Genomic DNA, 14329 nt, shown 5'->3' with positions numbered 1-14329 from the left:
GGCCTGTGGGACGCTGTCCGACATGCGCCACACACCCGCGTTCCTGATGACGGACCCCGAGGAGGTCCGCCGCCTGGTCCGCGCGCACCCGTGGGCGACGATCGTGTCCGCGACGACGGAGGGCCTGGTCGCGTCGCATTACCCGTTCCTGCTCGAGGACCCGGGTGACGACGCCACGGAGATCACCCTGGTCAGCCACGTCGGGCGCCCCGACGAGGTCGCCCACGAACTCGGACGGCACGAGGTCCTCGTCATCGTGCAGGGTCCGCACGGGTACGTCTCGCCCGCCTGGTACCCGGCCCAGCAGTTCGTGCCCACCTGGAACCACGTGACCGCCCACCTGTGGGGCACGCCCGAGATCCTGTCCGACGAGGAGAACTTCCGTGTGCTGGGGGAGCTCGTCGACCACTTCGAGCGGCGCATGCCGTCGCCGGTCGGCCTCGACGTCGACGAGGACGCCGCCCGCCGCATCGCCCGGGGCACCGTCGGGATCCGGATCCGGGTGACGCGGTTCGAGGCGCGCGCCAAGCTCAGTCAGAACAAGGCGCCCGAGGTCGTCGACGACGTCATCGCCGGGCTCGAGTCCCCCGGGCCGTACGGACACCCGGCGCTCGCCGCGGAGATGCGTCGCGTCCGTGACCGCGCCACGGCCGCGCCGGATCCCGAGGACCGGCCCGCGCCGGAACCGGCACCCGGGACGGACCGCACGTGACCGGGACCCTCATCCGCCACGTCCGGCGCATCGGGACCGCGGGCGCGTCCGCGGACGTGCTCGTCCGGGAGGGCCGGATCGCCGCCGTCGCACCGGCCGGCGTCATCGAGTCCACCACGCCCACGGCCGACCTCGAGGACGTCGTCGACGCGGACGGTGCCTGGCTCGGCCCCGGGCTGTGGGACCACCACACGCACTTCGACCAGTGGGCGCTCGTCCGGCGCCGGGTCGACGTCTCGGCATGCACGAGCGCCGCCGCCGTCACCGCGGTCATCGCCGACGCCGCGCGGAGCGCCCCGCCCGACGACGTCCTCATCGGCTACGGGTTCCGGGACGGGCTCTGGCCGGACGCCGCCCACCGTGACCTGCTCGACCGGGCCGCGCCGGGCCTCCCGGTCGTCGTCGTCAGCGGTGACCTGCACGCGGTGTGGTGCAACGGGATCGCGCTCGCGCGGTACGGCGACCTGCTCGGCCGCTCCCTCGTCGCCCATCCGACCGGGCTGCTCCGTGAGCAGGACGCGTTCGACGTCAGCACGGCGATCTCCCGCGTGCCCGACGCGGTGCTCGACGACTACGTCGCCGACGCCGTCGAGGCGGCGAGCGGCCGGGGCGTCGTCGGGGTCGTCGACCTCGAGATGCGGTTCGGGCTCGACCGCTGGACGCGCCGCGTCCGCGCCGGCATCGACGGCATCCGGGTCCGATCCGGCGTCTACCCCCAGGAGCTCGACGCGGTGCTCGACCGCGGGCTGCGCACGGGGGATGTCGTGCCCGGCACCCTCGGCCTGGTGTCCATGGGGCCGTTCAAGGTGATCACCGACGGTTCGCTCAACACCCGCACCGCCGCGGTCGACGAGCCCTACGCGGGGCTGCACGGGCACGACGCACTCGGGGTCCTCGCGTTCACGCCGGACGAGGTCCGCGCGCTCGTGCGCCGCGCCGCCGACGGCGGGCTCGTCCCCGCGGTGCACGCCATCGGCGACCGGGCGAACGCCCTGGCGCTCGACGTGTTCGAGCAGGTCGGGGTCCGCGGGTCCATCGAGCACGCGCAGCTCCTGCGCCCCGCCGACGTCGCCCGGTTCGCTCGACTCGGCGTCGACGCGAGCGTGCAGCCGGAGCACGCGATGGACGACCGCGACGTGGCGGACCGCTACTGGGCCGGCCGGACCGACCGCGCGTTCGTGTTGCGCACACTCCGCGAGGCCGGGGCGCGCCTCCGCCTCGGGTCCGACGCCCCCGTCGCGCCGCTCGATCCGTGGGTGTCGATGGCGGCGGCGGTCGGTCGGGACCGCGACGGCCGGGAGGCGTGGCACCCGGAACAGCGCATCGACCAGCTGACCGCGTGGACGGCGTCGACCGACGGCCGCAGCACGGTCGCGGTCGGCGACGTCGCGGACCTCGTGCTCGTGGCATCGGACCCGCTCGCGGCGTCGTCCGGTGCGCTCCGGTCGATGCGCGTCCTGGGGACCGCGGTCGCGGGGCGCTGGACGTACCTGGACCGCTGAGCGGGGCCGGCGCTGAGCGGGGCCGGCGCCGAGCAGGGCCGCTGCGGTGCGGACCGGGTCAGGTCTGGTCGACCGGGCACCAGTAGAGCTTGCGGCCCGCCATCATCGCCATGGCGATGTTCGTCCCGCACACGCGGCAGGGCAGCCCGGCGCGGTGGTACACCCAGTGGCGGTCGTCACGGCTGCGGAGCGCGGCGTCGTACTCCTCGGGGGTCAGGTCGTCCATCGTCATCATCTGACCGACGCGGACGCCGTCGTGCAGGAGCTTCGACCAGTCCCGCCAGAGGGCCCGTGCCTGCTCGTCGGTGACCTGCTTGCCCGGCTTGTACGGGTCGAGGCGGGCGCGGAACAACAGCTCCGCGCGGTAGACGTTCCCGATGCCGCTGACGACCGACTGGTCCATGAGCAGCTGCCCGATCGGGACGTTCCGCCGCCGCACACCGTCCACGAACCGCTGCTCGGCCTCGGGGCCGTCGTCGACCATGGGGTCCGGGCCGAGCTTGTCGATGGCGCGCTGGATCTCCTCCGCCGTCTCGACGACGCACGCGGTCGGCCCACGGAGGTCGGCGACGGCGGTGTCCGTGAGGATCCGGACCCGCACCTGGCCGACCGGCTCGGGCGGGAAGGCCTCGATCGGGGTCTCCTCGTGCTCCTGCTCCGCCATGCGGTAGCGCGAGCGGCGGGGTGCCCCGATGCTGGCCAGGGAGTCCTCGCCCGCGGCGTCGACGATCGTCCCGCGCTGGTTGGTCTGCCCGATCCGGCCGTTCGCGCTCGCCATCGTGGCGTCGGTCGATATCTCGCCGGCGAAGTCCCAAGCACCGTAGAGGCCGAGGTGCACGCGGAGGAACAGGCCGCCCTCGAACTCGAGGAACATCTGCTTCGCCACCGCCGTCGCCCCGGTCATCACGCGGCCGTCGAGCTGGGCGGCGCCGGCCGCGAACCGCCCCTGGGGGCTGGACACGCTGCAGCGCTGCCCCACGAAGTGCAGGGAGAACTGCCGCGCGATGCGGTGGATGGAGTGACCCTCGGGCATCGGGACGGCTCAGGCGTCGATCTGCTTGCCGGCGATCGTGCCGGTGGTCTCGTACTCGGCGAGCTGCGCGATGCGACGCGCGTGGCGCTCCTCGCCCGAGAACGGCTCGGCGATGAACAGGTCGACGAAGCGGATGGCCTCGGCCTCGGTGTGCTGGCGGGCACCGATCGAGATGACGTTCGCGTCGTTGTGCTGCCGGGCCAGCAGCGCGGTCGACTCGTTCCACACGAGCGCGGCGCGCACACCCTCGACCTTGTTGGCGGCGATCTGCTCGCCGTTGCCCGACCCACCGAACACGACGCCGAGTGCCTGCACGCCCGCACGCTGGTCGCGCACGACGGCCGACGCGGCGTTGATGCAGAACGAGGGGTAGTCGTCGAGCGGGTCGTACTCGGCGGGACCATGGTCGACGACCTCGTGGCCGGCCTCGGTGAGGTGCTGGGCGAGCGTGTGCGAGAAGTCGAGGCCGGCGTGGTCCGTGCCGAGGTGGATGCGCATGCCTGCGATCCTATTCCCGGGCGCAGACGCCGCTCCGGGCCGGTCCGGGGTGCTGCCGGCCCCTAGCATCGAGGCATGACCACGACCCCGCCGGACGTCGTCGTGCGGCATGCCGAGCCGGACGACCTCGACGTCGTGCACGCGCTCCACCGCGAGGCCGTCCTGCACTCCACGGCGATCTGGCGCGACGAACCGCTCCCCCGCGCGTGGTTCGACGACTGGCTGGCGGAGCGCCGCCGCGACGGGTTCCCGGTGTTCGTCGCCGAGGCCGACGGTGCGGTCGCGGGCTACGTCACCTACGGGCCGTGGCGCGAGAACCCGGGCTACCGGTGGACCGTCGAGGACAGCATCTACCTCGACGCGCGGTTCCACGGCCGGGGCATCGCGTCGACGCTCCTCGGGGCCGCGATCGACCACGCCGTCCGGGCCGGACGACACGTCATGATCGCCGACATCGCCTCGGACAACGCCGCGTCGATCCGCCTGCACCAACGGTTCGGGTTCGAGCACGTCGCCACCGTGCGCGAGGTCGGCCGCAAGTTCGACCGGTGGCACGACCTCGTCGTCATGCGGCGAGCCCTGGCCTGACGGGGTGGGCCCGACCCTCCGCCTCCGCGTCGACCTTCCGACGAGATCGCAGAACACGCCGCTCACGTCCATCCGTGAGCGGCGTGTTCTGCGATCTCGGCGACTCCGGGGGCCGGCCAGGGGCGGCCGGGAGGGACGGGGCGGGACCGACCCGCGCCTCCCGGCCGACGGCGGCCGCGTCAGACGGTGTCGAAGATCGGGCCGACGGTGCGGGAGCGCTTGAGCTCGAAGAAGCCGGGGTACCGGGCCGCCGCGACGACGCCGTCCCACAGGTCGAGCGCCTGCTGACCCTTCGGGGCGGGCGAGATGACGGGGCCGAAGAACGCGGTGCCCTCGACGGCGATCACCGGGGTGCCGACGTCCTGGCCGACCCGCTCGATGCCGTCGCGGTGGCTCTCGCGCATCGCGGCGTCGGTCTCGTCGGTCCACGCGGCGTCGGCGAGATCGGCCTCGAGTCCGAGCTCCTCCAGGACGGTGGGCACGACCTGCTGCGGGTCCTTCTCCTGACGGTGGTGGATGTGCTCGCCGAGGGCGTCGTACAGGCGCTTGACGACGTCCTGGCCGTGGCGGAGGCGCGCCGCGGTGACGAGCCGCGAGTACACCTGGTTCCGGTCGAGCGCCTCCTTGTAGTTCTCGGGGATGTCCTGGCCCTCGTTGAGGACGAACAGGCTCATGACGTGCCACGTGACGTCGAGGTCGCGGTGCTGCTCGACCTCGCCCACCCAGCGGCTCGTCATCCACGCCCAGGGACACGTGGGGTCGAACCAGAAGTCCACAGCGGTCGGGGTCGTCGGGGAGCTGTCCACAGCGGTGTCCGTCATGCCGGTGACACTACGCGCGTCGGTAGGGTTGACGGGTCGCCATCGACGGCGACGACACCCCCGACGCGCCGGGCCCACGACGCCTGCGCGCTCGCAGAAGGATGGAGCGGCCCGTGCCCGGAGAGAACCTCACCCGAATCGAAGCCCAGGAGCGTGCGGCCGTCGTCGACGTCGCCGCCTACGAGGTCGACCTCGACCTGACACGGGGTGACGAGACCTTCGGGAGCACCACGACCGTGCGGTTCTCCGCGACGCCGGGTGCCGCGACGTTCATCGACGCGATCACCGCGGCCGTGCACGCGGTCACGCTCAACGGCACCGCGCTCGACGTGGCGGACGTCAACGACGGCGTGCGCATCCGCCTCGACGATCTCCAGGCCGAGAACGAGCTCACCGTCGTCGCCGACATGCGGTACACCAACACGGGCGAGGGCCTGCACCGCTTCGTCGACCCCGTCGACGGCGAGGTCTACCTCTACTCCCAGTTCGAGGTCCCGGACTCGCGCCGGATGTTCACCGTGTTCGAGCAGCCCGACCTCAAGGCGACGTTCGCGTTCACGGTCACCGCGCCGTCTCGTTGGCAGGTCGTGTCGAACTCGCCGACCCCCGAGCCCCGCGTCGACGGCGACGTCGCGACGTGGACGTTCGCTCCAACCTCGCGGATCTCGAGCTACATCACCGCGCTCATCGCGGGTCCGTACACCGTGGTCCGCAGCGAACTGACGAGCCGCGACGGCCGCACCATCCCGCTCGGGATCTTCGCCCGGCAGTCGCTCGCCGAGTACCTCGACCCCGAGTACGTCGTCGAGACGACCCGCAAGGGCTTCGCCTACTACGAGGACAAGTTCGACGTCGCCTACCCCTTCGACAAGTACGACCAGCTCTTCGTGCCCGAGTTCAACGCGGGGGCCATGGAGAACGCCGGTGCCGTGACGTTCACCGAGACCTACGTGTTCCGCTCGAAGGTGACCGATGCGATCAAGGAGCGCCGCGTCGTCACGATCCTGCACGAGCTCGCGCACATGTGGTTCGGCGACCTGGTCACGATGAAGTGGTGGAACGACCTCTGGCTCAACGAGTCCTTCGCGGAGTGGGCGTCGACGATCGCGACCGCCGAGGCCACCGAGTGGACCGAGGCCTGGACGACGTTCCAGGCGATGGAGAAGTCCTGGGCCTACCGGCAGGACCAGCTCCCGTCGACCCACCCCGTCGTGGCCACCATCAACGACCTCGAGGACGTCCAGGTCAACTTCGACGGCATCACGTACGCGAAGGGCGGCTCGGTCCTCAAGCAGCTCGTCGCCTGGGTCGGGATCGACGCCTTCTTCGCCGGCGTCTCGGCCTACTTCAAGAAGCACGCGCACGGCAACACCGAGCTGCGCGACCTGCTCGCCGAGCTCGAGGTCACGAGCGGCCGAGACCTCTCCGATTGGTCGAGCGTCTGGCTCGAGACGGCCGGGGTGAACACGCTCCGTCCCGAGTTCACGACGGACGACGACGGCGTGATCACCGCGTTCGCGGTCCTCCAGGAGGCCCCGAGCGACCACCCGACGCTGCGTCCCCATCGCCTCGCCATCGGCGTGTACGCGTTCGGCGGCGACGCCCACGAGGAGGCCGTCCACCCGTTCGGCGCGAACGCCGCGTCCGCCGGTGGCAAGCTCGAGCGCACGCACCGCATCGAGATCGACGTCGACGGCCCGCGGACCGAGGTCCGGGAGCTCGTCGGCGTGCACCGCGGGGACCTCGTGCTGCTCAACGACGACGACCTGGCGTACGCCAAGATCCGCCTCGACGAGGACTCGCGCCGCACGGCGGTGGAACACCTGGCCGCCATCGCGAACCCGCTCGCCCGGTCGATCGTCTGGGGTGCGGTGTGGGACGCCACCCGCGACGCGGAAGCGCCGGCGAGCGACTACGTCCGCCTGGTCCTCGGCAACATCGCCACCGAGACCGAGTCGACGACCATCCGGACCACGCTGTCGCAGCTGCTCCTGGCCGCCCGGAGCTACGTCGCGCCCGCGAAGCGAGAGGCCACCGTCCGCGAGGTCGGCGACGCCCTCTGGCAGCTGGCGGCGACGGCGGAGGCCGGATCCGACGCCCAGTTCCAGTTCGTCAAGTTCTTCGCGCAGATCGCGTCGACCCCGGAGCACGTCGCGACGCTGCAGGGGCTCCGGAGCGGTGACGTCCTGCTCAACGACCTGACGATCGACACGGACCTGCGCTGGGAGTTGCTCGAGGGGCTCGTGCTCAACGGCGCCGCGGGCGAGTCCGAGATCGCCACGGAGCTCGCCGCCGACCCGACGGCGAACGGTGAGCAGGCCGCGGCGCGCGCGCGGGCGACCATCCCCACCGCCGAGGGCAAGCTCACCGCGTTCTCGTCGCTCGTCGACTCCGACGCCCTGCCGAACGCGATCGTGCGGCAGACCGCGGTCGGGTACCAGCACGTCCTCACGCCCGTCGCGCTCGAGGGCATCGTGTCGCGGTACTTCGACGCCCTGACCGAGATCTGGGCCAACCGGACCTACCACATCGCGGAGACCCTGGTGGCGGGCCTCTACCCGGCGCCGCTCGCGAGCGTCGAACTCCGCGACGCGACGCAGGCATGGCTCGACACCCACGCGGAGACCCCGGCGCTCCGCCGCCTGGTCGTCGAGAACCTCGCCGGTGTCGAGCGGGCGCTCGCGGTCCAGGCGGCCGACGCCTGATCGAAGGGAGGGGCGGCGGGAGCCCCCGCCGCCCCTCCCTCGGGTACTCCGCCCGCTCCTGGGATCCTCTCCAGGGTGTCATCCTCGTGACAGGCCTCGGGACCCCTGAGAACACCGTGTGACCGCGCCTCGGCCGGGCGCAGCTGAACGTCCGGCCGAGGTCCATCCCCTACCATCGCTCGGACCATGCTCCTCGCCGCGACATCGACCCCATCCCCCACCGACGAAGCGAAGACCATCGTGACGAACGCCTTCACGCAGTTCGTCGACACCTGGCACACGGCGATCACGATCGTGATCGTCGTGGTCCTCGCTGTCGTCCTGCGACTGTTCCTGCGCCGGGTCATCCGGAACCTCGTCGACCGCATCGTCAACGGTGTGAAGCGTCGGCAGAACGTCGAGGACACGCAGGCCCTCATCGCGTCGCCCCTGCAGACCGCGCGTGTGATCCAGCGCACCCGGACGCTCGGCAGCGTGCTCGAGAACGTCGCGACCGTGGTGATCGCCGTCGTGGCGCTCGTCATCATCGCCAGCCAGTTCGGCGCGAACCTGCTGGGGCTCGTCGCGGGGGCGTCGGTGGTCGCCGCGGGCCTCGCCGTCGGGGCGCAGAGCATCGTCAAGGACCTGCTGTCCGGGATCTTCATGATCATCGAGGACCAAGCCGGCGTCGGTGACGTCGTCGACACGGGTCAGGCCACCGGCGTGGTCGAGAACGTCGGCCTGCGGGTCATGCAGGTCCGTGACGTCAACGGGATCCTCTGGTTCGTACCGAACGGGCAGATCCTCCGCGTCGGGAACATGTCGCAGGGATGGTCCCGCGTCCTCGTCGACGTCACCGTCCCGTACGAGACGGACATCGACGCCGTCGAGGACGCACTGCTCGGCGCGGCGGTGGCGATGGCGCAGGAGACCCGCTGGCGGCAGCGCATCGTCGAGAAGCCGGAGATCTGGGGCCTCCAGACGATCACCGACGGTGCGATGGTGTTCCGGCTCGTCATCAAGACGCGCGCTGCCGAACTCGACGCCGTCGGCCGGGAGCTCCGGGTCCGCCTCAAGAAGGCGGTCGACGACCTCGGCGTGACGCTGCCCGCCATGGCGATGATCATGCCCGCCGGGTGGGAGAACGCCACCTCGATCAACGGCGCTCGCCCCCCGCGCACGCATCCGACGCCCGTCACCCGACCGTCCCGCAAGAAGGCCACGGCGCCCCGGGACCCGGCATGAGCGGCGACGGCACCGAGCGCCCCGCCCAGGGCACCGAGCGCCCCGGCGTCGGCGTCGGGCCGCAGCCGATCACGCTCCGCGTGGGCTCGGGCGGCGTGACCCCGGGCGGCGAGCTCTTCCACCGGATCGGCGGCGCCCCGACGTTCGACCGGCTCGTCCGCGCCTTCTACGAGGGTGTCCAGAGCGACCCCGTCATCTGGCCGATGTACCCGGCCGAGGACCTGGAGGGCGCGATCTCGCGACTCTCCCTGTTCCTCCAGCAGTACTGGGGCGGACCGACGACCTACTCGGAGGAGCGCGGGCACCCGCGGCTGCGGATGCGGCACATGCCGTTCCGCGTGACCCCGGATGCACGGGACCGCTGGTTGCGGCACATGCGCGCCGCCGTCGACGGTCTCGACCTCGCTCCGATGGACGAGGCGATGCTCTGGGCGTACCTCGAGCGCGCGGCGCACGCCATGGTGAACGCCGCGGGCGACGTCAGCGGGACAGGCTCCACGCCCGACGCTTGACGAGCACATGCCCGCGGGTCGTCGTCAGGCGGCTCCACGGCCCCGTCTCGAACAGACGGACGGGTTCACCCTCGGCCAGGAACCCGAGGCTCTCGGCCGCGAACGCGGCTCCAGCGGGCAGGTGCTCCTCACCGTTCACGGGCCTGCCCCAGACCTCGGCGCGGACGCGGCGCACGACGGCGTCGCCGGCGGCCGTCGGGACGGCTTCTGCCACCTCGGCCATGCCCTCGCGCGCGACCCGGCGGAGCGTGCGGGCATCGATGTCGAGCTGCGCGACCCAGCCACCGCGGGGCGGCGAGATCGCGGCCCAGGTCACGGTGTGGACCTCGAGCGGGAGCTCAGCCGTGACGGCGGTCGCCGCGGTCGGGTCCAGTCCGCGTTCCTCGGCGGAGCGGTGCTCCTCGACGAGCGCGTCGAGCCGGTGGACGAACGACGCGATCGGGACGACGGCGTCGAACTCGACCGGATCGGCCAGCGCGAACGTCCGGAGTCCGAGCACCGTCGGCACCTCGTCGAGCAACCCGACCGGGTAGAGGATCGCCGTGTAGACGGCGAGGACGCCGCCACCGGCGATGAGCCGCACCGATCCGTCCTCCACCCGGGAGGCCCGCCGCAGGTAGGTGCGGAGGTCGCCGAGGGAGGTGGTGTCGGGAAGCGTGAACGACGGGCTCATCAACGGTCGAGGATAACGGACCACGCCCCCGGACCGCTGGGGCACCCCGCTCGGGTGGCTCGTAGACTACGGGGCGATGAACGGCCCAGCGCACGGAGGCCCGACGACGGGCGAACCGGACTTCATGCCCACCCTCCGGCTCGTGGACACGGGTGCGAGCACCGGCGAGGACATCTTCACCGGGTCGAGCCACTGGTCACCCGGCGGCCGGGTGTTCGGCGGGCAGGTCCTCGCCCAGTGCGTCGTCGCGGCGCAGACCACGATCGACGGGCGGGCCATCCACTCGATGCACGGGTACTTCCTCCGACCCGGTGCCATCGACGAGCCGATCACGTTCGCCGTCGAGCGGATCCACGACGGCCGCTCCTTCGCCACGCGTCGGGTCCAGGCGTACCAGCGGGGTGTGCCGATCTTCTCGATGATCGCCTCGTTCCAGACGCCCGACACCGGCGTGGAGCACCAGGACGCGATGCCCCTGGACGTCCCCGATCCCGAGTCCCTGCCGTCGGCCGCCGAGCTCCTCGCCGGGATCGACCACCCCGTCGCCCGCCACTGGGCGAAACGGTCGATCGACGTCCGGCACCCCGGAGGGCCGGTGTTCATCGAGGTGACCGGCGAGCGCGTCGCCCACCAGGCCGTCTGGCTCCGGGTGGCCGGTGACCTGCCCGACGACCCCGCCCTCCACCGTGCCGTGCTCGGTTACGCGAGCGACCTGTCGATCCTCGAGCCGATCATGCGGCGGCACGGCCTCGCCTGGGGCACGCCGGGCGTCAAGAGCGCGAGCCTCGACCACGCGATGTGGTGGCACCGCGACGGCCGCGCTGATGACTGGGTGCTCTACACGCAGGAGTCACCGAGCGCGCAGAGCGGCCGTGGACTGGCGATCGGCCGGATGTTCGACCGTTCGGGCCGCCTGCTGACCACGGTCGCGCAGGAGGGCATGCTCCGCGTGCCCGGGGCCTGAGCGGGGGTCTGACGGTCCCAGGAAGACCCGACGACTCCCCCACGGCTCCGGGTGCGCCCACGATGCTCATGTCCCCGTCACCAGACAGAGAGCAGAGCACCATGGACATCAACGGACGCAGCGTCTTCATCGTCGGAGGGACCTCCGGCATCGGCCTCGGACTCGCCAGACGGTTCGCCGCGGCGGGCAGCACCGTCGTCGTCGGCGGGCGGAACGTCGACCGGGTCGACGACCTCGAGACCGTCGTCGTCGACGTCACCGATCCGGCCTCCGTCCTCCACGCACGCGACACCGTGCTGCGGGACCACCCGGACCTCGACGTCGTCGTCACGATGTCGGGGGTGATGCTCCTCGAGGACCTCCGCGATCCGGCCCACTTCGCGCAGACCGCGGTGACCGTCGACGTCAACCTCCTCGGGACGATCCGGGTCATCGATGCGTTCACGCCGCACCTCATCGCGCGTGGCGGCGGTGACCTCATCACGGTGACGTCGGGGATCGCGTTCCTCCCGTTCCCCCTCATGGCGAGCTACGCGGCGTCGAAGGCCGGGGTGCACGCGTACTCGGAGGCCCTCCGCGCGCAGCTCGCCGGCACCGGGGTCGCCGTCACCGAGCTCGTCCCGCCCGCGGTCGACACGGGTAACCAGGGCGCGGTCAACCCCGCGGCCCTGCCGCTGGAGGGGTTCCTGGACGAGGTGACCGACCTGCTCACCCAGGACCCGACGCCCCACGAGATCCTGGTGCAGGGCGTGCAGATGCACCGCTGGGCGGAGCGTGACGGCACGTACGCGGACCTCGTGGCACGACGGTCGGCAGCGCTCGCGAACCTGCCCGGGCGCTGACCGGCAGCCGAACCCGGCAAGCGGGTCGTGGGCGGCGGCACCGGCCGTCGCCCACGACGGTCCTACGGGCGCGAGAACGCCACGGGCTCCTCGCGGTACGCCTCGCACGCGGCACGCTCGACGTCGGTGAGGCGGCGCGGGCGGTTCGTCTCGGCGTCGACGAGCACGAGCGAGGTGGTCGCCCGGGTGAACACGACGAAGGGGTCAGTACCGGCGGGCGAGCAGACCTCGTACGAGACGTCGATGCTCGCCCCGCCGATCCGCCCGACCCACATCTGGATGTCGAGCGGCCGCCGGAGGTACGGGATCGACTGCAGGTACTCGAGTCGCTGTCCGGCGATCACCGTCAACGTCCCGGATCCGGGGCGACCGTCGATGATCGGCGGCGGCGTCTCGGACGTGCCCTCGAGTTCCTCGGGGTCCGGCGCCCAGAACGCGAGGATGCGTGCTTCCTCCAGGAGCCGGAGCATCGCCGAGTTGTTGACGTGCCCGTACGCGTCGATGTCACTCCACCGGATGCGGACGGGCACGCGCAGTCGTGCCACCGTCAGTCCCGCGTGAGCTTGCGGTACGTCGCCCGGCCGGGCTTGGCGGCATCGGCGCCGAGGCGCTGGATCTTGTTCTCCTCGTAGGCCTGGAAGTTGCCCTCGAACCAGTACCAGTTCGGCACGCCGTCCTCGTTCACGCCCTCCCACGCGAGGATGTGCGTCGCGATGCGGTCGAGGAACCACCGGTCGTGGGTGATGACCACGGCACAGCCCGGGAACTCGAGGAGGGCGTTCTCCAGGCTGCCGAGGGTCTCGACGTCGAGGTCGTTCGTCGGCTCGTCGAGGAGCAGGAGGTTGCCCCCCTGCTTGAGCGTCAGCGCGAGGTTCAGTCGGTTGCGCTCACCACCGGAGAGCACGCCGGCCTTCTTCTGCTGGTCCGGGCCCTTGAACCCGAACTGCGACACGTACGCGCGCGACGGGATCTCGGTCTTGCCCACCTGGATGAAGTCGAGGCCATCGGACACGACCTCCCACAGGTTCTTGTTCGGGTCGATGCCGCCGCGCGTCTGGTCGACGTACGAGATGTCGACGGTCTCGCCGATCTTGAGGTCGCCGGCGTCGAGGGGCTCGAGGCCGACGATCGTCTTGAACAGCGTCGTCTTGCCCACGCCGTTCGGGCCGATGACGCCGACGATGCCGTTGCGCGGCAGCGTGAACGACAGGTTGTCGATGATGATCCGCTCGCCGAACTGCTTGTGCAGCTTGGCCGCGTCGATGACCTGCGAGCCGAGGCGCGGCCCCACGGGGATCACGATCTCCTCGAAGTCGAGCTTGCGCGTCCGCTCGGCCTCGGCCGCCATCTCCTCGTAGCGGGCGAGGCGGGCCTTCGACTTCGCCTGGCGGCCCTTGGAGTTGCTCCGCACCCAGTCGAGCTCGTCCGACAGACGCTTGGCGAGCTTGGCGTCCTTCTTGCCCTGCACCTCGAGGCGCGCACGCTTCTTCTCGAGGTACGTCGAGTAGTTGCCCTCGTACGGGTAGAGCCGTCCGCGGTCGACCTCGGCGATCCACTCGGCGACGTGGTCGAGGAAGTACCGGTCGTGGGTCACGGCGAGGACGGCGCCGGGGTACTGCTGCAGGTGCTGCTCGAGCCACAGCACGCTCTCGGCGTCGAGGTGGTTCGTCGGCTCGTCGAGCAGGAGCAGGTCGGGCTTCTGCAGCAGGAGCTTGCAGAGGGCGACGCGGCGCTTCTCGCCACCGGAGAGGTGCGAGACGACCTCGTCCGCCGGCGGGCACTGGAGCGCCGCCATGGCCTGCTCGAGCTGCGAGTCGAGGTCCCACGCGTCGGCCGCGTCGATCTCTTCCTGCAGGGTGCCCATCTCGGCCAGGAGCGCGTCGAAGTCGGCGTCCGGCTCGGCCATCTGGGCGGAGATCTCGTTGAAGCGGTCGAGCTTGGCCTTGATCGGGCCGACGCCTTCCTGCACGTTCTCGAGGACCGTCTTGTCCTCGTCGAGCTCCGGCTCCTGCATGAGGATGCCGACCGTGAACCCCGGCGTGAGCTTGGCCTCGCCGTTCGACGGCTGGTCGAGGCCGGCCATGATCTTGAGGATCGTCGACTTGCCAGCGCCGTTCGGGCCGACGACGCCGATCTTGGCGCCGGGCAGGAACGACATCGTGACGTCGTCGAGGATCAGTTTCTCGCCGACCGACTTGCGGGCGCGGACCATTTGGTAGATGTACTCAGCCATGTCTCGTCCAGTCTACTGAGGG

General features: G+C 71.5%; 14 protein-coding genes. 8 read left to right on the top strand and 6 right to left on the bottom strand.

What is annotated here, in order from left to right:
• Positions 1–22 precede the first annotated feature (22 nt).
• Complete coding sequence (locus DEI93_RS03965) at positions 23–712, top strand: FMN-binding negative transcriptional regulator (protein WP_111035596.1); 690 nt, start codon at positions 23–25, stop codon at positions 710–712.
• Entirely contained in the window at positions 709–2214 is a 1506-nt protein-coding gene (locus tag DEI93_RS03960; RefSeq protein WP_220037879.1) for an amidohydrolase, read from the top strand. The genes DEI93_RS03965 and DEI93_RS03960 overlap by 4 nt, the downstream gene beginning before the upstream one ends.
• A 58-nt stretch (positions 2215–2272) precedes the next feature.
• Here the strand turns inward: DEI93_RS03960 and DEI93_RS03955 are convergent, their stop codons facing one another.
• On the bottom strand, positions 2273–3247 hold the full coding sequence (locus tag DEI93_RS03955; RefSeq protein WP_111013788.1) for an Fpg/Nei family DNA glycosylase: 975 nt from the start codon (positions 3245–3247) through the stop codon (positions 2273–2275).
• Positions 3248–3256: 9 nt separating this feature from the next.
• On the bottom strand, positions 3257–3745 hold the full coding sequence (locus DEI93_RS03950) for a ribose-5-phosphate isomerase (protein WP_111009926.1): 489 nt from the start codon (positions 3743–3745) through the stop codon (positions 3257–3259).
• Positions 3746–3820: 75 nt separating this feature from the next.
• Between DEI93_RS03950 and DEI93_RS03945 the strand changes: the two genes are divergently transcribed.
• A complete protein-coding gene (locus DEI93_RS03945; protein ID WP_111027790.1) occupies positions 3821–4333 on the top strand; it encodes a GNAT family N-acetyltransferase in 513 nt (170 codons plus the stop codon).
• 179 nt (positions 4334–4512) lie between these two features.
• Here DEI93_RS03945 and DEI93_RS03940 read toward each other — a convergent pair whose 3' ends face one another.
• Positions 4513–5154, bottom strand: coding sequence for a mycothiol-dependent nitroreductase Rv2466c family protein (locus DEI93_RS03940; protein ID WP_111013790.1), 642 nt, complete (start codon positions 5152–5154; stop codon positions 4513–4515).
• 113 nt (positions 5155–5267) lie between these two features.
• On the opposite strand from DEI93_RS03940, the gene pepN reads away from it, so the two are divergent.
• The 3 genes from pepN (at position 5268) to DEI93_RS03925 (ending at position 9595) form a co-directional block, all read left to right on the top strand.
• Entirely contained in the window at positions 5268–7859 is a 2592-nt protein-coding gene (gene pepN / locus DEI93_RS03935; RefSeq protein WP_111119800.1) for an aminopeptidase N, read from the top strand.
• Between the two features lie 186 nt (positions 7860–8045).
• Positions 8046–9083: a mechanosensitive ion channel family protein gene (locus DEI93_RS03930; protein ID WP_111009932.1), complete on the top strand. Its 1038-nt coding sequence runs from the start codon at positions 8046–8048 to the stop codon at positions 9081–9083.
• The gene (locus DEI93_RS03925) at positions 9080–9595 is read left to right on the top strand and encodes a globin (RefSeq protein ID WP_111119801.1); all 516 of its coding nucleotides are present in this window, start codon (positions 9080–9082) and stop codon (positions 9593–9595) included. Before DEI93_RS03930 ends, DEI93_RS03925 begins: the two co-directional genes overlap by 4 nt.
• Here DEI93_RS03925 and DEI93_RS03920 read toward each other — a convergent pair.
• Positions 9564–10268: a DUF8185 domain-containing protein gene (locus DEI93_RS03920; RefSeq protein WP_111119802.1), complete on the bottom strand. Its 705-nt coding sequence runs from the start codon at positions 10266–10268 to the stop codon at positions 9564–9566. The two genes, DEI93_RS03925 and DEI93_RS03920, sit on opposite strands and share 32 nt — an antisense overlap.
• Before the next feature lie 76 nt (positions 10269–10344).
• Between DEI93_RS03920 and DEI93_RS03915 the strand changes: the two genes are divergently transcribed.
• Together DEI93_RS03915 and DEI93_RS03910 are read left to right on the top strand one after the other, a co-directional pair.
• Positions 10345–11232, top strand: a complete 888-nt coding sequence (locus tag DEI93_RS03915) for an acyl-CoA thioesterase (RefSeq protein ID WP_181434903.1) — start codon at positions 10345–10347, stop codon at positions 11230–11232.
• 101 nt (positions 11233–11333) lie between these two features.
• Positions 11334–12074 carry an SDR family oxidoreductase gene (locus DEI93_RS03910; protein WP_111119803.1) on the top strand — a complete coding sequence of 247 codons (741 nt, stop codon included), beginning with the start codon at positions 11334–11336 and terminating at the stop codon, positions 12072–12074.
• A gap of 62 nt (positions 12075–12136) precedes the next feature.
• Here the strand turns inward: DEI93_RS03910 and DEI93_RS03905 are convergent, their stop codons facing one another.
• Both DEI93_RS03905 and ettA read right to left on the bottom strand, forming a co-directional pair.
• Positions 12137–12604, bottom strand: a complete 468-nt coding sequence (locus DEI93_RS03905; RefSeq protein WP_258368554.1) for an acyl-CoA thioesterase — start codon at positions 12602–12604, stop codon at positions 12137–12139.
• Between the two features lie 17 nt (positions 12605–12621).
• The gene (gene ettA / locus DEI93_RS03900) at positions 12622–14307 is read right to left on the bottom strand and encodes an energy-dependent translational throttle protein EttA (RefSeq protein ID WP_111009941.1); all 1686 of its coding nucleotides are present in this window, start codon (positions 14305–14307) and stop codon (positions 12622–12624) included.
• Between the last annotated feature and the right edge of the window lie 22 nt (positions 14308–14329).

Origin of the sequence: Curtobacterium sp. MCBD17_035 (genome assembly GCF_003234815.2) — a bacterium.
GTDB lineage: Bacteria > Actinomycetota > Actinomycetes > Actinomycetales > Microbacteriaceae > Curtobacterium.
This window is presented reverse-complemented; position numbering and strand designations above follow the sequence as displayed.

Bases quoted from the DNA above. Each gene is read 5' to 3' on its own strand.
- ettA (WP_111009941.1), bottom strand. From the start codon at position 14,307: ATGGCTGAGTACATCTACCAAATGGTCCGCGCCCGCAAGTCGGTCGGC.
- DEI93_RS03915 (WP_181434903.1), top strand. From the start codon at position 10,345: ATGAACGGCCCAGCGCACGGAGGCCCGACGACGGGCGAACCGGACTTC.
- DEI93_RS03940 (WP_111013790.1), bottom strand. From the start codon at position 5,154: ATGACGGACACCGCTGTGGACAGCTCCCCGACGACCCCGACCGCTGTG.
- DEI93_RS03965 (WP_111035596.1), top strand. From the start codon at position 23: ATGCGCCACACACCCGCGTTCCTGATGACGGACCCCGAGGAGGTCCGC.
- DEI93_RS03920 (WP_111119802.1), bottom strand. From the start codon at position 10,268: ATGAGCCCGTCGTTCACGCTTCCCGACACCACCTCCCTCGGCGACCTC.
- DEI93_RS03945 (WP_111027790.1), top strand. From the start codon at position 3,821: ATGACCACGACCCCGCCGGACGTCGTCGTGCGGCATGCCGAGCCGGAC.
- DEI93_RS03950 (WP_111009926.1), bottom strand. From the start codon at position 3,745: ATGCGCATCCACCTCGGCACGGACCACGCCGGCCTCGACTTCTCGCAC.
- DEI93_RS03925 (WP_111119801.1), top strand. From the start codon at position 9,080: ATGAGCGGCGACGGCACCGAGCGCCCCGCCCAGGGCACCGAGCGCCCC.
- DEI93_RS03910 (WP_111119803.1), top strand. From the start codon at position 11,334: ATGGACATCAACGGACGCAGCGTCTTCATCGTCGGAGGGACCTCCGGC.
- DEI93_RS03955 (WP_111013788.1), bottom strand. From the start codon at position 3,247: ATGCCCGAGGGTCACTCCATCCACCGCATCGCGCGGCAGTTCTCCCTG.
- DEI93_RS03930 (WP_111009932.1), top strand. From the start codon at position 8,046: ATGCTCCTCGCCGCGACATCGACCCCATCCCCCACCGACGAAGCGAAG.